Below are 21,275 nucleotides of genomic sequence, written 5' to 3'. Positions count from 1 at the left end.
TTATATAATACAATACCGAATTACTTCTTGTAATATTTTCTATATTTTGGATAAGCCAAAGCTCCAATTAAAGATATTGATCCCAGTGTATACCAGATCCATGCTAAAGAATGTGCCTCACCACTAGCATAGGAATGCAATCCTACCAAGTGAAAATTTACTCCATAATAAGTAAACAAAATAGAAACAAAGGCAAACATACTCATTAAATTAAAGATCCATTTTCCTCTTAAAGAAGGAACAAAACGAGCGTGAATCACAAAAGCATAAACCATTATACTAATCAATGCCCATGTTTCTTTTGGATCCCATCCCCAGTAACGACCCCAGCTTTCATTGGCCCATTGCCCTCCAAGAAAATTACCAATGGTCAACATAATTAAACCAATAGTCAAAGCCATTTCGTTTATATAAGTAATTTCTTGAATATTCAAATCCATTTTGGCTTTGTTCTTTTCATTTGTAAAAAATATTAAAACTAAAGACACAAAACCTAAAATCATACCCAATGCAAATGGCCCATAGCTCGCCACAATAACAGCTACGTGAATCATTAACCAATAGGAATTTAATACGGGTTGCAAATTGGCAATTTCTGGATCAACCCAATTGGCATAAGCTGCAGATAAAATCATAGCAGTTACAAAAGCGGCTGAAGCAACAGTCAATTTTGATTTTATATCAAAAGCCAAACCAAAAAACATTGTTGCCCATGCTACATAAACAATGGCTTCATATGCATTACTCCAAGGCGCATGACCAGAAATATACCAACGAGCTACTAATGTTATGGTATGCAAAACAAATAATATTCCTATGAGAACATGCATTGAATTGACTAAAACATTTAAAACTTTAGATTCTTTAAAAATCTTAAGAATAGTAAACATTAGCATTAAAATTGCTGCTAACAAATAGGCATAAGGCAGTTTTTGAAGCAAATCATATTTATTATATGTGATTTCCAAATTAATTTTATCATCACTCGGCCTTACTTTGCTTCCAAACTTCTTTTGAAAATCATTAATACTTCCCAATAGTTCATCGGCAGTTTTGTAATTTTTACTTTCAATCGCATTTGCCAAAGTTCCAAAATAAAGAGGTAAAATACTTTTGGTATAAGTAGAATCCATTCCTTTTAAACCGGCATTTCCAAGTTCCAAGTATGAAATCCACTTATTCCCTGGATCATTTGGTATTGGAAAAATCCTTAATATACTTCCACTTAAAGCAGATTCCATTAAGTTTACTTTCTTATCCGTTTCTATGAAATCTTTTTCAAATTGATTTGGATTTCCTGCTTTGTAGGCTCCATCTAAAAAAGGAGATAATTTATAGTTTCCTTTTTCATCAAAGAAAGCAATAAAAGGAGCATACTTATCTTTGGGATCAATTCCGATAATTTTACGAATGCTATCATTTCCTGATTTGATATAAATCAGTGGTATTTCGATCCAAAGTTGAGCACTTTGAGTCATTGAAATAAATACTTGATCAGAGTTCATTCCGTTGTATGTATCAGAATGACTTACTTTTCTCAACAACTCCGAAGAGAAGGTATTGATAGGTTTCATTCTTCCCCCTGCATCTTGAATAACCAATCTACCAAATTTTGCAGCATGCTTTTCGTCTACGGTATAAATGGTCAATAAAGAATCTAACTGTTTTTTAGTAGGTTTTACCCGTACTTGATGAGCAGCTTGATCAGGATTAGCTCCATCAGCAGCATGATTGTGTTCTTGTGCAAAGCCATTCAAACTAAACAATAGTACAAAAATAGATACTAATTTGGCTTTTTTATTTTTCACAACTTCCAACTTTCTTTTTAAATCTGCAAAACGAGAATGCTTAGTAAACATTATAGCCATCATTGAAAAAAACAACATAAAATAGCCAATATAAGTTATGGTTGTACCCCAATAATCATGATTTACAGACAAAACAGTTCCTTGCTCGTCTGGATCGAATGAAGATTGAAAAAAGCGGTATCCCTCGTGATCCAAAACATGATTCATGAATATTTTATAATCAAATGAGGTTGTTGAATCTTGAACTGTAACATGGCTTTCAAAAGAAGAAAAGCTTTTCTCCGTTCCAGGATATTTTTGGGCTACAAAATCATTAAGCTTAATCTTGAAAGGCAAAGTATATGTTTTAGTTCCATATATAAATGTATACTCAAGTTTTCCAATTTTCACATTTATTGGTTTTCCTGATTTCCCTTTGGATCCCATAATTTTCACTTCCTTTACTTGTCCATCAGTTTTGAGATTTAAAACCAATAAATCCTCAAGATTTTTTTCTTTAAAATCATTTTTAGATTCATAATCAAGCACTCCTTTTGTAGCTGGTTCAGGACAAACAAAACGAATATCTCCAATACTGTATAAAGAACGCATCATCAAGGGTTGAGTAATATCTTTCACTACTTTTCCTTGTAACTTATCTGCCATTCGCATAAATTCACCTTCAAATGGCATTTGAATCGTATAACTATCTCCTGTTGTATTGATATTTATGGCGCCTTCAGTATATTTATTTAAAGAAAAAAGAATGTTATGAATATTTTGTACTTCACCCTCTTTTAAAAAATGTTCTTCTCGTCCACCATCACCCGCTTCTACCAATTTAAAATACAAACTCCCTTTGGGATCCGGTTTTATGTATTGTTTGGCACCCATAATGAAATTTTTATATTCTACTTCAAAGTCTTTATTGTCAAAATCTCCTTTTATAGAAAAATCATTATTGGTTACAGGCGAAAGTAAAAGAGCTTTTTCAAAAACTCTACGTTTCATCTCCCCCTTATAATCCCCATCGATATAAAGAGTCAAATATGTTTTATCCGAGTAGAATTGATTTTCAGTTGCGCCTTCTCGTATTGGCATCATACCTTCAAAACTTATATAACGTGTTATAAAAGCACCCGCAATGATAAAAATAAAAGCCAAATGAAGCATTAAAGTAGCCCATTTTTCTTTTTTGAGTAATTGATAGCGTTTGATGTTCCCGATGAAATTAATCATAAAAAACAGCATAATAGCTTCAAACCACCAAGTATTATAAACTAAAATTCGAGCTGTGTCAGTATTGTATTTACTTTCTATAAAAGTACCCGCTCCCATTGCTATTGCAAAAGTTAAAAACAATAAAGACATTAATCGGGTAGAAAACAAGACAGAGAATAATTTTTTATTCATTTGGAATTGAATTTAGTTTTATTTATGTGTCGCAAAAATACTTAAAATTATCCATTTGTATAAGGAGAGAATTGTTAATTTAATCAAAATTTAAGGATGATTTTTTAAATAAAAAACAATAAATCATATCTTTTAATGTTATTTAGTCGATAAAAAATACCTTTAATCTCTTCATTTTTTTTTGTTAATTTTGCCAAATGATTAAAATAACGATTATCGGTTCAGGAAATGTAGCACAACATCTTATTGATGCTTTCGCAAAAAGCGGAGCGGTAGAAATCATGCAGGTTTTTTCTAGAACCCAAAAGCAAATTTCCTCACTTCTTGATTCGAATAAAATCACTAATGACTGGAATGCTTTGATAGAAACTGATTTATATATCATTGCTGTTTCTGATGATGCCATTGCAAGTGTTTCTTCGCAATTGCCTTTCGAGAATCGTTTAGTTGTTCACACTTCGGGGAGTGCTCCATTGACAATTTTGGATAACAAAAATAGAAAAGGTGTTTTTTACCCTTTGCAAACTTTCACCAAAGGGAAAACTATCGATTTTAATGCAATTCCATTTTGTCTTGAAACCCAAAACGAAAGCGATTATGAAATCCTGGAAAAAGTAGCCAAATCCATATCTCAAAGTGTTTACAAAATTGACTCGCACCAACGCAAAGCATTGCATGTAGCTGCAGTTTTTGTCAATAACTTTACCAATTATTTATACCAATTGGGTAATGATATTTGCCAAGAAAACCACGTTCCGTTCGATATTTTGAAGCCTTTAATTCTTGAAACGGCCCAAAAACTCTTGACGCTTTCTCCCAAAGAAGCGCAAACAGGCCCAGCCAAACGCAATGATATTTCAACAATTGAAGCGCACGAATCTTTTTTATCCAATGAAAATCAATCTACTATTTATAAAATATTAACCCAATCTATACAAAATCATGGCAAAAAGCTATAAAGAAATAATGAATGATATTACTACGTTTGTCTTTGACGTAGATGGCGTACTTACAGACAGTTCTGTCTTTGTTACCAACGAAGGAGAAATTCTTAGAACAATGAATATTCGTGATGGTTATGCCATGAAAGCAGCTGTTGAAAGCGGTTACCATGTTTGCATCATCTCAGGCGGAAGCAATGAAGGCGTTCGAGTAAGACTTCGAAATTTGGGTATAACCGACATCCATTTGGGCACTCCTGATAAAGTAGAAACCTTCAAAGAATATACCGACGTTTACTCCATAAACCCAGAACACGTTTTGTACATGGGTGATGACATTCCCGATTATCATGTGATGAAATTAGTAGGATTACCAACGTGTCCGCAGGATGCAAGTCCAGAAATCAAAGCAATTTCAAATTATATTTCACATAAAAATGGTGGAAAAGGCGCTGCTCGTGATGTAATCGAGCAAGTGATGAAAGTACAAGGAAAATGGATGACTTATTTTGATGGAAAACACGATTGATTAGTAATAAGTAATCAGTTTGTTAGTAATCAATTGTAATACTTAATTAATGGGGCATTGTTCAGCTTGTTAGTATCCAGAAATCAAAAAATGTATACCACATGCAGTATGTTTAAGAACTAAAAACTGAATACTAGATTTTTTTAATCTGAACACTAACAAACTGAACACTAAAATCTGATAACCCACAACTGATTATTAAATACTAGATTCTACAATTTGAACACTAAAAAACGGAACACTCAACACTCAACATGAAGTACCTTAAACTCATTCGTTACCAAAACCTACTGATGCTTGCCTTGATGCAATTGCTATTTCGGTATGGTTTTTTAAATTTTCAAAGCATTCCTTTAGCCCTTACAGATTGGCAATACTGTTTATTAGTTTTCGCAACAGTCCTTATTGCTGCTGGCGGATATGTGATCAACAACATAATGGATCAGGCAACTGATACAGATAACAAGCCTAGTCAGGTTGTTGTAGGCAAAAGCATAACAGAAACGCTAGCCTACAATATTTATTTTGCATTGAATATATTGGGAGTTGGTGCTGGTTTTTATTTATCGAATGTGATTGAGAAGCCCGGATTTGCATCCATTTTTATTATCATTTCGGCTACTTTGTATCTTTATGCAACAAGTCTTAAGCAAATGTTTCTAATCGGGAATTTTGTCGTGGCGCTATTGTTGGCTATCAGCGTACTCATCATTCCAATATTTGATCTTTTACCCATCATTAACCCCGGAAACCAAGTCGTTTTGGCCGATTTGTTCTCCATTATTCTAGACTATGCACTATTTGCTTTTGTTATAAATTTTATAAGAGAAATTGTAAAAGATTTAGAAGATGTAAATGGGGATTATAATCAAGGAATGAAAACCTTACCTATTATTTTGGGCAATAGTAGAACAACAAAATTAGTAATGGTTTTGAGTTTAATTCCATTGGTAATGGTGCTATTTTACATCAAAAAATACTTTTTTGCATATGATTTATATTTAGCTACCACTTATGCACTAATCACTATAGTTGCTCCATTAATTTATTTTGCAATAAAAATGGCTGATGCCAAAAAGAGCCAAGATTTTCATCATTTGAGCGCTGTTTTAAAAATAATCATTTTTTTTGGGCTATTTTCTATAGCTATTGTTACCTATAACATATTGCACCATGCTTAAAGAAAAACTTAAAAACTACAAACTCATATTAGCATCTGGATCTCCAAGAAGACAACAATTTTTTAAAGATTTAGACTTGGATTTTGAAATTCGCTTAAAAGAAATAGAAGAGATATTTCCTACAGAATTAAAAGCAGAGGAAATCACAAACTATCTTGCACAATTGAAAGCCAGTGCTTTTGAAGGCGAATTACAGCCCAATGAAATTCTGATTACAAGTGACACAATTGTTTGGCATAATAATAAGGCTTTAGGCAAACCAAAAGACCATCAAGACGCTTTTGATATTTTAAAATCATTATCAAACGCCACGCACGAAGTCATAACATCGGTATGTTTCAAGACTAATTCATCAACTAATGTACTATTCGAAACAACAAAAGTCACTTTCAATGCGTTAACTGATGATGCCATTCTTTATTATTTAGAAAACTATAAGCCTTATGACAAAGCAGGAGCCTATGGAATTCAGGAATGGATTGGCTTTATAGGCGTTTCCAAAATTGAAGGATCATATGCCAACGTAATGGGAATGCCAACAGATAAAGTATTTGATTATTTGGTCAATTTATAAAAAACACATAATGAATTTTTTTAACTATTATCTAAAAGAGGAAATCAGTACAGGAGTTTTGCTGCTGTTTGTTTTTATTGCTCGCACAATTGTTTACAAAGTTGTGCAAAAATATGCCAAAACCAGTCAGATAATAGAGCGAAGAACCAATTTAGTCATCAAATACATCAATATCCTTATCACTATTTTAGCCCTAATCACTCTGATATTAATTTGGGGGGTGAAAGCCGAAGACATTTTTATCACACTTTCCTCAGTTGCCACTGTAATTGGAGTGGCAATGTTTGCTCAATGGTCTATTTTAAGTAATATTACTTCTGGAATTATTTTATATTTTTCATTTCCTTTTAAAATCGGTGACATCATCTTAATTCACGATAAAGATTTCCCCGAAGAAGGCGAAATTGAAGACATTGGTGCCTTTCACGTAACCATGAAAACCAATACTGGTGAAACCGTAATTTATCCCAATAATTTATTTTTCCAAAAAGGAATTTCAGTTATCAAGAAACCTTTACACAACAATGAAGAGTTCACCGATTAATTAGATGAAGAAAAATACAAATTTGTGGTTTTTAATATCTTCATCAATTCATAATATCAATTTGGGCGTGTCCCTTTGCCTCGTCAAAAAAGACGAGACCAAGGGTCGTGCTGTACGTTCCCGCTTTTTTTTGATTCCGCAAAAACGGAATCAAAAAAAGAGCTCCACTGCCATCACTCACGCAAAACATTAAATATCAACTTAATTTATAAATAAACCCCAAATCTAAATTTAAATACAATGAAAACAATTAAATTATTTATTATCGGATTACTGTTTCTTGCAGCAAGTTCAACGCAAGCACAGGTATCGGTTAATGTAAACATTGGCACACCTAATGTCAATGTAAATATAGGCACTCCTCCTGTTTGGGGTCCTGTAGGCTATGATGAGGTAGAATATTACTATTTGCCAGACATACAAATCTATTATGATATCCGATTGGCACAATACATTTATTTTGGAAATGGAAAATGGATTCGTAGTAGAAATCTACCAAGTCATTGCAGAAACTATGATTTATACAACGGGTATAAAGTAGTATTGACAGATTACCACGGCCGTTCTCCTTACACCTTTTTTCACAACCACAAAGTGAAGTACTATAAGGGTTATAAAGGAAAACCTCAAAAATGTAGAGGCGAATATAATGCCCGTAATAAACAAGATCATGATAATGACAATCGTAATTACGAAAATCGTGAAAACAATCGTGAAAACAATCGTGAAAAACACGGTAAACATGAAGGAAAAGAAAAACATTAAATTCATTTCCCAATTTTAATCAAAAGAGCGCTAATCTAAAGCGCTCTTTTTTGGTTTTAAAAATTATATTTTTCACCATTATAATTGTTTTAAAAAAAAAAATAAAACAAAACCTTATAATGGCATAGTTATTGATAAATGGACTAAAATAAATCACAACAAAGTATTTATAAAAAACTTTAGGGTTATTTTTTTAAATACTTCAAACTATAAATATATTTTTAATAAACATGAAAAAAGGTATTTTTTTATTATCAATCATTACACTAGCTTTTGCTACTTCTTGTACAGATCAGGAAAATTTAAATTCAGAAATAAATACAGTTAAAAATGCTATTGTAATCAATAACAATCAAACGCAATTGAATCAACGTTTGGATTTAACCAACTCAGGAGTTATCTCAATTATCAATCCATCAACAAGAAAAAATTTGGTCACTGAATCGGAACAATTTCCTTTAACACAAATTGCTGAATTCAATGCGCCAAAAGACAGTCAAGGCAGATCACTACAAGCAAATCACGTAGCCGTGAATGGAAATTACGCATACGTTGCATATACATTGCAAGGAAATGAGTATTCTGGAGCTATAGATATGATTGATGTATCTGATCCGTACCTACCAAAATTAGTTATGTCAGCTTTAATTGCAGATACCGATATTACTTCCCTAGTCTATACAAATGGTAAATTAGTTATTGGTGGCGCTACCAACTCTGATAAAAATACTGCAATTCAATCACCTGCTATTGTAATGTATATGGAACTAACATCGAGTGGAGCGCTAACAAACAACTATAGTACAAATGATATTTCAAGTTTCGCAGCTACAGATGTTACAGCAAATAGCTCTAATTATTTTGCTGTTTCGGGAGACACAGGAAGCTTATATAAATTTGACAATACTACTAAACAAATATTGGGCAGTAAAGCTATTGAAGATCTAAGATCTGTAGCAGTTATCAATGACAAAATAGTCACTTTAAGCGGTACAAAAGGGATTAACATATACAATACATTAAATTTAGAATTGGTTAAATCATTTTCTACTTGGAAAGATGAAGTACAAGGTGCTAAAAGAACCATAGATTTTATTGGTGATAAACTTTTTGTCTCCGAAGGTTATCAAGGATTGGGAGTTTATAATATGACTTCGGGAACAAAAATTCAAACTATAGCATTAATTCCAACCGCAACTACAGAACCTGATGATGTTGTGACAAATGCCGTATCAGTAAATGGCGATTATGTTTTTGTTGCCAATGGAGGAAATGGACTTAATGTATACAAATCATCAGATCAATTAGCATTAATAGGAACCGTAGGAATCAACGGATCCTCTAATTATGTTAAAACAAGTGGTAATTATATTTATGTTGCCAGCGGTAAAGGTGGATTAAAAATCATCAAAATGGAAAAACCGGTTACAACACCTTCTATTAATTGTTCTGGCTTACCAGTTTACAATGGTGGTCAGGAATTAAATATTAATTCTGGACAAACAGTAGGATATTCAGGATCTACTGCTATTAATAAAGCTAATATCAATGCAAGTTTTACACATTGTGGTGCCATTTCTATCCAAAATGACGTAAATATCAATTCGGGTGGAATTTTTAAAATGTACGGAACCTTAAGTCAAGGTAAATACCAACAAGCAAATCCAACTCGTTTTACTGTTAATGGTGAATTACAAATTGAAGGTTCTGTTGTTATTTGGGGTGACCTCGTAATGAATAGCGGTGCTAAAATTTCATTCTTAGGAAATGATTCTTCAATTACAGTTTATGGCAAAGTGACTAAAAATTCTGGCGTTACGATTACTGGAAAATATACCGGAACCAATTTATAATGTTATGAATTTATTTATAGAATCAAAACCAGACATAGTAGGTCACTAAAGTATAATCTGGATTAAAAAAAAGCTGCAACATTTACAACTGTTGCAGCTTTTTTGCTTCAATCTGTATGCCAATAAAATTATATTTACAAATGCGCCTCTAACCATTCAGAAATAGCTGCAAATACAAAATTTCGAATCGGTTTTCTCGACAACACTAAATCGTGTATAGCACCCTCAAATTCAATAATAGCTTTATTAGGTGACTCAATTAATTTCGCTCTTTTTACTATATCATTTACATTCAGAATAGCATCTCCCTCAAACATTTTTTCACTCCATATTTTTGGATAAACTGATTTTAAAGAGTGTAATATCAAAATTGATTTATAAATAGAAATTCCTTTTGCAATACTAGAATGCCCCTGATGTATAGCATTTACCCAACCCGCATTAATAGAAGGAGCTGCGTGAGGTTTCCATTTTAAATTATAATCCCATTCTCCAAAATCATTTTTATGCAAACTTTTGCCATAAAACTTAGAAAAACCAATAGGCAGAGCAATATTTGGATTTAGTCTACCCAAAAAAGCAAGCAACGGAATTACAGTCTTTTTTTGAATCCAAGGAACGTTAAAATCATAAAAAGGACTGTTACAAATCAATACATCAAAGAGCTCGATTCTATTTCGATCCGCCGCATACAATGATATGATAAGTCCTCCAGTTGAATGGCCATAAAGAGCAATTTCTGTATTACCTTCATTTTTGATGATTGTTAAAGCGGAATCCAAATCTTCATAATATTCTGATAAATTTCTGACGTTATTGGGTTTGTGATTGGGCAGAATAGACCTGCCATATTTCCTTAAATCTAAAGCATAAAAATTATAATCTTCATCCAAGAATTTTTCAGCAATAATTGTTTGAAAAAAATAATCATTAAATCCATGAATACATAAAACAGCTTTTTTTGATTGATTTGGATTCTTTTTCCGAATTAAAGTAGAAACAACAGCACCTTCATAATCGTCGGCATGAATAATTGTAGTTTGTTCAAATCCATTTTTTAAGATATCTTCGATGTATTTCATACGCATCGTAATTAGGTTAAGTTACTTTATTTCAAAATACATCTATTGTTATACCTGTTAAAATACTGTTTTCAATACTCTAAATTTACTATTCTAATTTTAAATAATATCAATTATAAAATTTAATTTTTTTAATGATTTTTCAATGATTTAAAAATATACTCTTGAAAATGGACAAAAAACATTAACATAACTTTTGTATTTGTTGTTAAAAAATCCCATAATTAAATTAGTATTTTTGAAGCTAATCCATTTAAATTTATTCTAAAAATTAATTTAGAACTACAAATATTCTTTCTATGCAAAAGATTTTTATAAAATCAATTCTCTATTTTCTTCTCTCCATACAAATAATAAACGCTCAAAAACCTCAAAAACCAAATGCTGCTGAAATATACAATCAAATTGAGAAACTAAATTTTCTTGGTAGCGTTTTATATATAGCGGCACATCCAGATGATGAAAACACTCGTTTAATATCTTATATGGCAAATGAAGTTCATGCTAGAACGGGTTATTTATCATTAACGAGAGGTGATGGCGGTCAGAATTTAATTGGTCCACAATTAAGGGAATTACTTGGGGTTATTAGGACTCAAGAACTCCTTGAAGCAAGAAAAATAGATGGAGGAGAACAATTTTTTTCCAGAGCCAATGACTTTGGATTTTCCAAAAATCCTGATGAAACACTTGCAATTTGGGACAAAGAAAAAGTACTTGCTGATCTTGTTTGGACAATCCGAAAATTCCAACCCGATGTGATCATTAATCGATTTGACCATCGCTCACCTGGAACTACTCATGGTCATCACACTTCGTCAGCAATGCTTAGTGTAGAAGGATTTGATTTAGCCAATAATTCCACTTCGTTTCCAGAACAATTGAAACTCGTAAAAACTTGGCAGCCTAAACGTCTATTTTTCAATACTTCTTGGTGGTTTTATGGAAGTAAAGAAAAATTTGACTCAGCCGATAAAACCAATTTATTTAGTATTTCTACAGGTGTGTTTTTTCCAACTCTCGGAAAATCCAATCAAGAAATAGCAGCATTAAGTCGAAGCTCTCATAAATCACAGGGTTTTGGTAGTACTGGGGTTCGAGGAGAGGACACCGAATATTTAGAATTTTTAAAAGGGGAACCCCTAAAAGATAAATCTTCTCTTTTTGATGGAATCGATACAAGCTGGAATCGCATAAAAGGAGGCAAACCAATTGGAGAATTGATAAGTCTTATTACGAAACAGTACGATTTTAAAAACCCATCTGCTAGTATTCCAAATTTAGTAAAAGCATATTCCATGATTCAAGCATTGGAGGAAAATCATTGGAAAATCATAAAAACGGATGAATTAAAAAAAATAATTACAGGTTGTTCTGGATTGTATCTTGAAGCAGTTTCAAACTCTCAAGAAGCGACTCCTGGCAGTATTGTTAAACTTAATTTAGAAACAATAAATCGAAGTACAGTAGTAATGCAACTCATCAGTGTTACTACTTTACCAGAACAAAAAACCACAGTATTGAACACTGATTTAAGGTATAATATTTTGCAAAATAATAGCCTTGACCTACAATTACCAAAATCTATAAATTATACACAACCCTATTGGTTAAACGAAAAAGGAACTGAAGGACTATATGCTGTAAATGATCAACAAAACATTGGAATTCCTGATATTATAAGAGAAGTAAAAATAATTTTTAATATAAAAATCAATGGTGTAGAAATACCGTTCGAAAGGACGATTGTTTACAAATACAATGATGATGTAAAAGGTGAAATGTATAATTTCCTAGACATAGTACCTGAAGTAACGACAACAATTCAAGATAAAGTATTGCTTTTTCCAAACACCAAACCCAAATATGTTGGTGTAAGTATAAAAGCAGGAAAAAATGATATAAAAGGGGAATTAAAATTGGATTTACCCAAAGATTGGAAAGTTTTTCCCCCATCCATTCCTTTTCAAATAAGTAAAAAAGGGACAGAACAAACCGTTTATTTTGAAGTTACTCCACCGGCCCAAATGAGTGAAATAATGGGAAAAAGCATTGCAACCATTGACGGGATACAATATGACAAAGAACAAATCAACATTAATTACGATCATATTACAAAACAGCAGGTTTTAAAAGCATCCGAATTAAAATGCATTCGATTGGATTTAAAAACCAATGTAGAAAGCATTGCATATATCATGGGAGCTGGAGATGACGTTCCCAAAAGTTTGACTCAAATGGGATACAAAGTTTCCCTTTTGAAAACAGAAGAAATAACTCCAGAAAAATTAGAGTCGTATGATGTAGTTATGACGGGTATACGTGCGTACAATACTATTCAAGCTTTGGCAAACAAACAAGAAATTTTATTCGATTTTGTAAAAGGAGGAAAAACTATGATTGTACAATATAACACTACCGATGATTTGGTTACCACAAATATTGCACCATTTCCATTAAAAATTTCAAAAGACAGAGTAACCGAAGAAAATGCCGAGGTTCGTTTTCTTACACTTAATCATCCTGTTTTGAATTACCCAAATATAATTACACCAAATGATTTTAAGGGATGGAAACAGGAACAAGGATTATATTATCCAAAAGAGTATGACAAAGCCTTTACTCCTATTCTATCTTCAAATGACAAAGGCGAAAGTGCCAAGGAAGGGGCGTTATTAATCGCTCCCTATGGAAAAGGCAATTACATTTATACAGGATTAAGTCTGTTTCGAGAATTACCGGAAGGTGTTCCTGGAGCTTTTAAATTAATATCGAATATGATTTCGATAAAACCTACTATTAGCGTCCCAAACCAAAAAGTTAAAAATTAATAAAAGTAAAAAACATGAAATCTAAAAATTCTAAAATTTGGTCAAAAAGCTATTCATTGGTTTTAGTTGCCAATGCTTTATATATTATTATTTTTTATTTAATCATGAAATTATACTCGTAACCTATGCAATTATTTGACTGGATTGTTTTAATAGTAACATTATTATTTATTGTAATTTACGGTGCTTGGAAAACAAGAGGAAGTAAAAACGTTGAAGAATATATTTTAGGCAACAATGAAACCCCATGGTTCACTGTGGGCCTTTCCGTTATGGCTACCCAAGCAAGTGCCATTACTTTTCTGTCAACTCCCGGACAAGCCTATCATGATGGAATGGGATTTGTACAATTCTATTTTGGTTTACCTATTGCAATGGTAATTATATGCCTCACATTTATCCCTATTTACCACAAGTATAAAGTTTTTACAGCATATGAATATTTAGAAAAAAGATTCGACCTTAAAACACGCTCCCTAGCAGCTATCCTCTTTTTGGTACAGCGAGGCTTAGGAACAGGAATAACAATTTATGCACCTTCAATAATATTATCGGCTTTGTTAGGTTGGAATCTTACCTATATGAATATCATTATTGGAATTTTGGTGATCATTTATACCTTTTCTGGAGGCACCAAAGCCGTGAATGTTACTCAAAAACAGCAAATGTTTGTGATACTTTCCGGAATGGTCATAACTTTTTGTCTTATTCTAGAATACCTACCAAACGATATGACGTTTGACAATGCGCTTCATATTGCAGGTGCCAATCAAAAAATGAATATTGTAAATTTTTCATTTGACTTGGATGAAAAATATACTTTTTGGAGTGGGATAACAGGTGGTTTTTTTCTAGCACTTGCTTATTTTGGTACTGATCAATCACAAGTGGGGCGCTATTTGTCTGGAAAATCAGTTCGTGAAAGCCAAATGGGTTTGATTATGAATGGCCTACTAAAAGTTCCTATGCAATTCCTAATCTTACTTACTGGAGTAATGGTGTTTGTGTTTTTTCAATTTAATGAAACACCCTTAAATTTTAACCCAAACAATAAAATAATAGTTGAAAACTCAAAATACAAACAGGAATATAAAAATTTACAGAAAGATTTAAATAAACTTTCCGAAGATGAAAAAGTAATCAATTTACTCTATATAGACCAACTCAATCAAGATTATGATAATCCAACATTGCGAAAAGAGTTAGTTGATCTTGCTCTCAAGGAAAAGGAATTAAGAGCACACGCAAGAGAAATTATATCAAAAGCAGATTCAAACAGTGAAACCAATGACAAAGATTATGTCTTTTTCTATTTTATATTACACTACCTACCCAAAGGCTTAATTGGTTTATTGCTAGCCGTAATCATTTCTGCAGCAATGTCCTCCACTGCTTCTGGACTAAATGCATTGGCTTCGACAACTGCTATTGATATCTATAAACGTAATGTAAAAAAGGAAAAAACAGAAAAACATTATCTAAATGCAACAAAACTTTTTACCCTTATGTGGGGAATTATAGCAATCGCTTTTGCTTGTATTGCAACACTTTTTGAAAATTTAATCCAACTAGTAAACATAATTGGTTCCATATTTTATGGTACTGTTTTAGGGATTTTCTTAGTTGGCTTTTATACCAAAAAAATACATGGCAAATCAATTTATTATGCCGCAATAATCAGTCAAATTACTATCATAATTATATATTATTTTACCAATTTTATTTACCCAAGTGGTGCAGAAAAACTAGGCTATTTATGGCTAAATTTTATAGGGGCATTACTTACTTTAGTAGTATCGTATATTTTACAAACGACTATTTTTGATGATAAAGATGAAATTCCAAGTACAGAAAATATTCAAAATTAAAATAATTTAGGTACATCTTTTTTAACCAATAAGCTAAAAAATAAGAATTATAATTTAAATTTCACATGAATTTATTTCTATAAATAATAAAAATAGTGTTAATATATAAAATTAAAATCTAATTTTGAAGAAACTATTTCCTAACCTATTTTTATAGATGAAAACAATCAAAATTATTGGATTAACATTTTTATTTCAAATAATCTGTAGCAATGTAACCTATTCTCAATTTGGAATTTCTACAGACCTTTTAAAACTAGGTGCATCAACACTTGGAATTGAAAAATTATTTAAGAAACCTGCAGCGATAACAACTTCATTTGAAGATGTCAAAAAAGAAGGTTCCAAAATGCCAAATTTCTTTAAGTTGGGAGATGTTCAACCCTTATATTTATTACCCAAAGCACATGATGGAGGTTTTATACTTTGCGCAGGTTATTTTGAAATGACCAATAAAAGCTACTGTCTCCACGCTGGTACATTTGCACCTTCATCAGGAGATGGTTATATGTACGCTCAAACAAATGGTTCTAAAAAAGAAATTGTGAGTGCTATCCTAAAAAGTGCAGAAAAACACCCTGAAATAAATCAACATGATATTCAAGTTTTGTTATGGGCTATTATCGCCAAAACTAAATTTATTAATTTTAATACTGAAATAAAACTAACAGCAGTCAAGTTACTCACCAAAAAACAATTATCCCAACTTGAAGATGGAGCATTAGGCTTTTTACCAGATGAAATTATTAATGAAGCCAAATCAAAACTTCCAGAAAGCATACAAACAATTTTTGAGGCCGAAAACAATATTCGTGGTTTAATCACTTCTGGAAGTTATTCCTATCAAGAAATAGAAAAGTATGCAATTATAGCAGGTATTGCGCAGCCTAGAACTGATTATCCTAGCGGAATATGGACATTACACCCAGATGGATATTTTATTCGTTATATCCCTTCTGGTTATTCCGTAACAAAAGTACAAATATATGTTCCCAAAGAACTAATTGTTGGTTTAAATGGAAAACCACTTATCTATGATGCTACAAATGACATTGCATGTCCTGCAAATACAGGATCACAAAGATTAGCACAAACCAATGAACCTCTAAATCCTGATTATTCTATCGTACTAAAAACAATTTGTGTTGGAGCAAATTAAATCATTTTTAATTTTTTATTCTGAAAAGAATTTCAATTTCTGAAAAGTCAACAAATAAGCAAGTAAATATTAAAGTAATTGCAACAAAAATGAGCTCGATATTGTTTCGGGCTCATCCTTTTTGTATTTGTATAATTTTTAGGTACCGTTTATTCAATACATTCTGTTTTTATTAAAAAAGCACTTAAAAAGACAAAATAAAAGTTACACAACTAATAGAATTTTGACTAAATATTTAAGGAATTTACCTTTTTTAATTAAAAATCTTAAATTAAGAGCACAAAACAAACAACCAAATCACACACCATAAAGCTTCTGATATTAAATTACTTAACATCAATAAATCACAATTAAAGCAGTAAAATATGAAGAGATACAACCCTGCTGAATCTAATTTTTAAATATTTTTTTAGAATTAACCTAACTTTTTATAATTTAAAACAGTTTTTTAAAAAAAATATTTAACTTTTCCTCTCTCATACATTTATTTTTATTAAATTTAACATAAATTATGATAACATTAAGAATATGATAAATGTCATACTCTAAATAAAAGATATTTAAGACTTTTACAATAAAATAAATCAAAATTTTTAAAAACTAAAACCACCACTATTATGAAAACATTAAAAAAAGGAATATTCCTACTTTTTTCAGTTGTCTTTGTGTTGCAAGGTTGTAGCCATGATGACTATGTACCGGTTCCAGGTCCTGCAGGAACAAACGGAACAGACGGAATTGCTGGAACTGCCTCTTGTGAATCTTGTCACTCTGTAGCTCACAAAGCGCCTATTATTGCAGCTTATGGAGAATCAGTGCACGCAAAAGGGGTTTTAAACGAAGCAACTGGTGTATATTCTCAACATACTTATGGAACAAATACTACTTTTGCTGATGGATCTTTAAATAGCAATCGAGCATTTTGTTCTCAATGTCACTCACAAGAAGGATATATAGACACAAAAATGTATGGAAAACCAAATCCTAGAGGATATGACAATTATACCTCAATCTCTTGTACTGGTTGTCATGGAACTACCCACAGATCCCTTAATTTTACAACCGACGGAAATGATTATGGTTTAAGAAATATAGATGCTGTACCTCAAAAAACGAATCCAGGTTTCTTTTTAAATGCATCTCCAACTGATGGTGTTAGTTCTGCAAACACTTGTATTGGATGTCACCAAGCAAGACCAGATTCAAATGGATATTACAAAAGACCCGTTATTGAAATGGCAGAAAAAGATGCTTCTGGGAATGTTGTCATAACTAATGATCCTGTAAAAGGTCCTTTATATAGATTTTGGTCTCAAAGAAAACTGGCAGATGCAATTGCTCCTTATCCAGCAGGTACTACCTATTACAAAAATTACTCTAATACTGGTACTGGAGTACACGCTTCAGAACAAGGAGATTTATGGATGGGAATCAACGGTATTGATATTGAAGGAACAACTACACACTTACCTGCTTCTAAAACGGCTGCTCACTTCAAATCTGTTTCATGTGTAAAATGCCACATGGATACTCCAAAAACTGGAACTACAAATACGGGTTCACACACAATGAAACTTGCTTTTAATGTTTGCGTATCATGTCATCCTACTCCAGAAGCCACATTAGAAACTTTCCATGCAAAATTTGATACTGAAGTTTCTAAATTAGTAGCTGCATTCGCATCAAAACCAACTTATTTTAAAGTTTCTGGATCTAGTGTAAGTATAATAGCATATGATAGCGCTAATGGCAATACTCCGTTCCCAACAACACCAGCTTCAGGAACAACAACTGCAACAACTTGGTATCAATCAAGAACAGATTTTCCTTTAAAATATGTACAAGCTTATTGGAATTACAAACTAGTAACAGGAGATGAAGGTAAAGGAGTTCACAATCCACTTTACTCAATGGCTTTAATCCAAAATTCTATTGAAGCTTTAAAATAAAAAAATATAATAATAAAAATACCTCTGGGCAAAAACCCGGAGGTATTAATAAAACAGTACTACATTCTAATATAACTATTGAATATAGGAATCTTAATCAGCAAGATGCGTTATTCCATTGATTGCTAGAGTTCTTTTTATTGAACACTTCTTTATAATGGTAGTTGCTACTGAAACTATTAATGAAAGTAGTTATTATGTAGAAAATAATTCTAGAAACAATATCAAAATCAAAACAGTAAATTGAACAAATCGAGAATGTAAATATTACTTGGAAGTTAGCAAACAATTATACTGTATGAGTAACAAAATTTGAAATTTGTAAAAGAAATAAAATTTGGCATAACACTCTTTCTTTAGTTACATAGCGATTGTTTACGAAATTTTAAATCTTTTGACAATGAAAATTGTTGAATAAAACTTTATAAAACAATTATTCAATTAAAAAATAAAAAGATGAAAAAAATAATTCAATATATAATGATGCTAACAGTGAGTTTGATGGCCACATCCTGTTACTATGACGAAGTGCCACCAGAAGCAATTACTCCTCTTCCAGACACTGTTTCATATGCAAAAGATGTTCAACCATTGTGGAATCAAAATTGTGTAAATTGCCATTCGACTGGATCAACGGCACCGGATTTAACGGCTGCAAATTCCTATTCTGCTTTAACAAAAAACAACAAATATGTAGTTCCAGCAGACGCAGCAAATAGCATTTTATATAAATGTTTAATTGGTGTGGGAGCACCACTAATGCCTCCTGCAGGAAAATTAAGTGATTCAAAAATTGAATTGGTCAAAAAATGGATTAATGATGGCGCTCTTAATAACTAATTTAAAAAGAACAGAAATGAAATTATATAAATTAATATATATAGCGCTGTTTGTTTTCCCCCTTTCGCTATTGGCGCAAGAGGAAACAGATACTATTGCACCCGTAGAGATTGAATATGAAAAACCAGCTTTCGAAAGTACTGGTTTGATAGACAACCAAACTGATCGCGTTTTTTCAAAAGGTACTATAGAATTTATTATGAATCACCGTTTTGGTTTGGTAACTGGCACAAATGACATGATAGGAGTTTGGGGAGCTACCAACATTCGCATAGCCTTAAGTTATGCAGTTACAGATAGAATTACCGTTGGATTTGGTTCTACAAAAGACAGTAGACTACAAGATTTTAATTTAAAAGCAGCTATTTTTAAACAAACTAAAAATGACAAAATGCCTTTTAATTTAACTTATTATGGAAACTGGACTGTTAATGCATCACCGAAAGAGGGTTTTTATCACACCTCAGATCGTTGGTCCTTTTACAATCAATTAATAATTTCTAGAAAGGTAAGCAAAACAATTTCTTTTCAAATTGCTCCAAGCTATTCTCACTATAATCGAGTAGATAAGGCAATAAAAAACGATATGGCAGCCTTTAGTGCAGGTGGTAGATATATGTTTATCCCAGACATATCACTTATTGTTGATGCTACTACTCCTTTGATGAAGTATGAGCAAAGTACCCCAAAACCAGGTTTTGGTATTGGGTTGGAATACAGTGCTGTTCAGCATGCATTCCAATTGTTTATAAGCAATTCTAAAGGAATTGTTAACCAACAAAACATTATGTATAATTCTAATGATTTCTTTGATGGAGAATTCATGATAGGATTTAATATTACAAAATCTTGGTAGGCAGTTTTTAAAAATACTATTAATAAAAGAGGGTTTATATCATCCCGATATGTAATCCTCTTTTTTATTTATAAAACTCCGCATCATTATCCCTTTTCAAAAACATAAATCTTCAAATGTTTTGAAATAATTATTTACATATAAATAGAAATAAGATGGAAAAAGAAGACAACAAATCGTCCCGCAGGAATTTCCTAAAACTTGGCGCTTTAGGTAGTGTAGCTTTAGCAGGAACAGCAGTAGTAAGTACTATTTCATGTGATGATAAAGAAAAAACCGGGAAAAAAGTAAAAGTACTTACAGCTGATGGAAAATTAATCGAGGTTGATAGCTCACATGTTGATCATCATGCTTCAAATGATAACTTTTCCAAAGAAGAAATTCGCCAAGGGGTTGAAGGTAAAAAATTCATACGTGTTATTGATTTAGCAAAATGTGCTAATGAAAGAAAATGTATTGAAGGCTGTCAAAAAGCGCATAACATATTAGCGCCTATTGAGTATATCAAGGTAAAAAAGATGCAAGATTCAGAATTAACATCTCCATACTGGTTCCCTACTATGTGTTACCATTGTGACAATCCACCTTGTACAAAAGTATGTCCAGTTGACGCAACCTATAAACGTTCTGACGGAATAGTTGCCATGGATTATGATCGTTGCATAGGATGTAAATTCTGTATGGCTGCTTGTCCATATTCTGCCCGTACTTTTAATTTTGGAAGACCAGAACAATTAAAATTTACCGAAGAACATAAAAACGACACTTCGGATCCAAACCACTGTACTACGCCTTTTGCACAAGAAGGAACTGTTGCAAAATGTGATTTCTGTACTGACAGATCTTCTAAAGGGCTATTGCCTGCTTGTGTAGTAGAATGTCCAAATGGTGCCATACTTCATGGTGACGAATTAGAAGATGTAGTTACCAATGGTGAAGACACTTTCAGACTGAAAAAACTTCTACAAGATAGAGGAGCTTATCGTGAATTTGAAGAATTAGGTACAAAACCACGTGTATACTACCTTCCTCCAGTTGCTCGTAATTTCCCGTTTGAAGATGCAACCGAAGCACATAACACAAAAGAATAATCTTTAAAAAGA

Annotated in this window: 16 protein-coding genes; 14 read left to right on the top strand and 2 right to left on the bottom strand. The window is 32.1% G+C overall.

The features are described 5' to 3' along the window. Nucleotides 1-20: 20 nt before the first annotated feature. The gene (locus OYT91_RS03730; protein WP_281239567.1) at nt 21-3,200 is read right to left on the bottom strand and encodes a cytochrome c biogenesis protein CcsA; all 3,180 of its coding nucleotides are present in this window, start codon (nt 3,198-3,200) and stop codon (nt 21-23) included. A gap of 197 nt (nt 3,201-3,397) precedes the next feature. Between OYT91_RS03730 and OYT91_RS03725 the strand changes: the two genes are divergently transcribed. From OYT91_RS03725 to OYT91_RS03695, 7 genes are all read left to right on the top strand, one after another. Further along, the gene (locus OYT91_RS03725; RefSeq protein WP_281239566.1) at nt 3,398-4,159 is read left to right on the top strand and encodes a Rossmann-like and DUF2520 domain-containing protein; all 762 of its coding nucleotides are present in this window, start codon (nt 3,398-3,400) and stop codon (nt 4,157-4,159) included. Next, complete coding sequence (locus OYT91_RS03720; protein WP_269222975.1) at nt 4,143-4,670, top strand: KdsC family phosphatase; 528 nt, start codon at nt 4,143-4,145, stop codon at nt 4,668-4,670. The genes OYT91_RS03725 and OYT91_RS03720 overlap by 17 nt, the downstream gene beginning before the upstream one ends. Before the next feature lie 254 nt (nt 4,671-4,924). Further along, the gene (locus OYT91_RS03715) at nt 4,925-5,851 is read left to right on the top strand and encodes a geranylgeranylglycerol-phosphate geranylgeranyltransferase (RefSeq protein WP_281239565.1); all 927 of its coding nucleotides are present in this window, start codon (nt 4,925-4,927) and stop codon (nt 5,849-5,851) included. After that, a complete protein-coding gene (locus OYT91_RS03710; protein WP_269222976.1) occupies nt 5,844-6,425 on the top strand; it encodes a Maf-like protein in 582 nt (193 codons plus the stop codon). Before OYT91_RS03715 ends, OYT91_RS03710 begins: the two co-directional genes overlap by 8 nt. 10 nt (nt 6,426-6,435) lie before the next feature. After that, nucleotides 6,436-6,969, top strand: coding sequence for a mechanosensitive ion channel domain-containing protein (locus OYT91_RS03705; protein ID WP_281239564.1), 534 nt, complete (start codon nt 6,436-6,438; stop codon nt 6,967-6,969). A gap of 240 nt (nt 6,970-7,209) precedes the next feature. After that, complete coding sequence (locus OYT91_RS03700; protein WP_281239563.1) at nt 7,210-7,734, top strand: hypothetical protein; 525 nt, start codon at nt 7,210-7,212, stop codon at nt 7,732-7,734. 230 nt (nt 7,735-7,964) lie between these two features. Next, complete coding sequence (locus OYT91_RS03695; RefSeq protein ID WP_281239562.1) at nt 7,965-9,587, top strand: LVIVD repeat-containing protein; 1,623 nt, start codon at nt 7,965-7,967, stop codon at nt 9,585-9,587. Between the two features lie 134 nt (nt 9,588-9,721). On the opposite strand, the gene OYT91_RS03690 is transcribed toward OYT91_RS03695, so the two are convergent. Further along, nucleotides 9,722-10,669, bottom strand: coding sequence for an alpha/beta hydrolase (locus tag OYT91_RS03690; protein WP_281239561.1), 948 nt, complete (start codon nt 10,667-10,669; stop codon nt 9,722-9,724). Between the two features lie 299 nt (nt 10,670-10,968). On the opposite strand from OYT91_RS03690, the gene OYT91_RS03685 reads away from it, so the two are divergent. The 7 genes from OYT91_RS03685 (at nt 10,969) to OYT91_RS03655 (ending at nt 21,263) form a co-directional block, all read left to right on the top strand. Further along, complete coding sequence (locus tag OYT91_RS03685) at nt 10,969-13,500, top strand: PIG-L family deacetylase (protein ID WP_281239560.1); 2,532 nt, start codon at nt 10,969-10,971, stop codon at nt 13,498-13,500. 125 nt (nt 13,501-13,625) lie between these two features. Beyond that, nucleotides 13,626-15,368 carry a sodium:solute symporter family protein gene (locus OYT91_RS03680; RefSeq protein ID WP_281239559.1) on the top strand — a complete coding sequence of 581 codons (1,743 nt, stop codon included), beginning with the start codon at nt 13,626-13,628 and terminating at the stop codon, nt 15,366-15,368. 157 nt (nt 15,369-15,525) lie between these two features. Then, on the top strand, nt 15,526-16,527 hold the full coding sequence (locus tag OYT91_RS03675; RefSeq protein ID WP_281239558.1) for a hypothetical protein: 1,002 nt from the start codon (nt 15,526-15,528) through the stop codon (nt 16,525-16,527). Between the two features lie 617 nt (nt 16,528-17,144). Further along, nucleotides 17,145-18,476, top strand: coding sequence for a hypothetical protein (locus tag OYT91_RS03670; RefSeq protein WP_281239557.1), 1,332 nt, complete (start codon nt 17,145-17,147; stop codon nt 18,474-18,476). 456 nt (nt 18,477-18,932) lie between these two features. Next, on the top strand, nt 18,933-19,316 hold the full coding sequence (locus OYT91_RS03665; protein ID WP_269222983.1) for a c-type cytochrome: 384 nt from the start codon (nt 18,933-18,935) through the stop codon (nt 19,314-19,316). A 16-nt stretch (nt 19,317-19,332) separates the two neighbouring features. After that, nucleotides 19,333-20,172, top strand: coding sequence for a DUF5777 family beta-barrel protein (locus OYT91_RS03660; RefSeq protein ID WP_281239556.1), 840 nt, complete (start codon nt 19,333-19,335; stop codon nt 20,170-20,172). A gap of 155 nt (nt 20,173-20,327) precedes the next feature. Continuing rightward, nucleotides 20,328-21,263: a 4Fe-4S dicluster domain-containing protein gene (locus OYT91_RS03655; RefSeq protein WP_281239555.1), complete on the top strand. Its 936-nt coding sequence runs from the start codon at nt 20,328-20,330 to the stop codon at nt 21,261-21,263. Nucleotides 21,264-21,275: the final 12 nt, after the last annotated feature.

Origin of the sequence: Flavobacterium praedii (assembly GCF_026810365.1) — a bacterium.
Taxonomy (GTDB): domain Bacteria; phylum Bacteroidota; class Bacteroidia; order Flavobacteriales; family Flavobacteriaceae; genus Flavobacterium; species Flavobacterium praedii.
The sequence above is the reverse complement of the archived record's forward strand: the minus strand, read 5'-3'. Positions and strand labels throughout refer to the sequence as shown.

Coding starts and splice junctions, on each gene's coding strand:
- OYT91_RS03685 (WP_281239560.1), top strand. CDS start 10,969: ATGCAAAAGATTTTTATAAAATCAATTCTCTATTTTCTTCTCTCCATA.
- OYT91_RS03665 (WP_269222983.1), top strand. CDS start 18,933: ATGAAAAAAATAATTCAATATATAATGATGCTAACAGTGAGTTTGATG.
- OYT91_RS03680 (WP_281239559.1), top strand. CDS start 13,626: ATGCAATTATTTGACTGGATTGTTTTAATAGTAACATTATTATTTATT.
- OYT91_RS03710 (WP_269222976.1), top strand. CDS start 5,844: ATGCTTAAAGAAAAACTTAAAAACTACAAACTCATATTAGCATCTGGA.
- OYT91_RS03715 (WP_281239565.1), top strand. CDS start 4,925: ATGAAGTACCTTAAACTCATTCGTTACCAAAACCTACTGATGCTTGCC.
- OYT91_RS03705 (WP_281239564.1), top strand. CDS start 6,436: ATGAATTTTTTTAACTATTATCTAAAAGAGGAAATCAGTACAGGAGTT.
- OYT91_RS03695 (WP_281239562.1), top strand. CDS start 7,965: ATGAAAAAAGGTATTTTTTTATTATCAATCATTACACTAGCTTTTGCT.
- OYT91_RS03675 (WP_281239558.1), top strand. CDS start 15,526: ATGAAAACAATCAAAATTATTGGATTAACATTTTTATTTCAAATAATC.
- OYT91_RS03730 (WP_281239567.1), bottom strand. CDS start 3,200: ATGAATAAAAAATTATTCTCTGTCTTGTTTTCTACCCGATTAATGTCT.
- OYT91_RS03725 (WP_281239566.1), top strand. CDS start 3,398: ATGATTAAAATAACGATTATCGGTTCAGGAAATGTAGCACAACATCTT.
- OYT91_RS03690 (WP_281239561.1), bottom strand. CDS start 10,669: ATGAAATACATCGAAGATATCTTAAAAAATGGATTTGAACAAACTACA.
- OYT91_RS03660 (WP_281239556.1), top strand. CDS start 19,333: ATGAAATTATATAAATTAATATATATAGCGCTGTTTGTTTTCCCCCTT.
- OYT91_RS03700 (WP_281239563.1), top strand. CDS start 7,210: ATGAAAACAATTAAATTATTTATTATCGGATTACTGTTTCTTGCAGCA.
- OYT91_RS03720 (WP_269222975.1), top strand. CDS start 4,143: ATGGCAAAAAGCTATAAAGAAATAATGAATGATATTACTACGTTTGTC.
- OYT91_RS03670 (WP_281239557.1), top strand. CDS start 17,145: ATGAAAACATTAAAAAAAGGAATATTCCTACTTTTTTCAGTTGTCTTT.
- OYT91_RS03655 (WP_281239555.1), top strand. CDS start 20,328: ATGGAAAAAGAAGACAACAAATCGTCCCGCAGGAATTTCCTAAAACTT.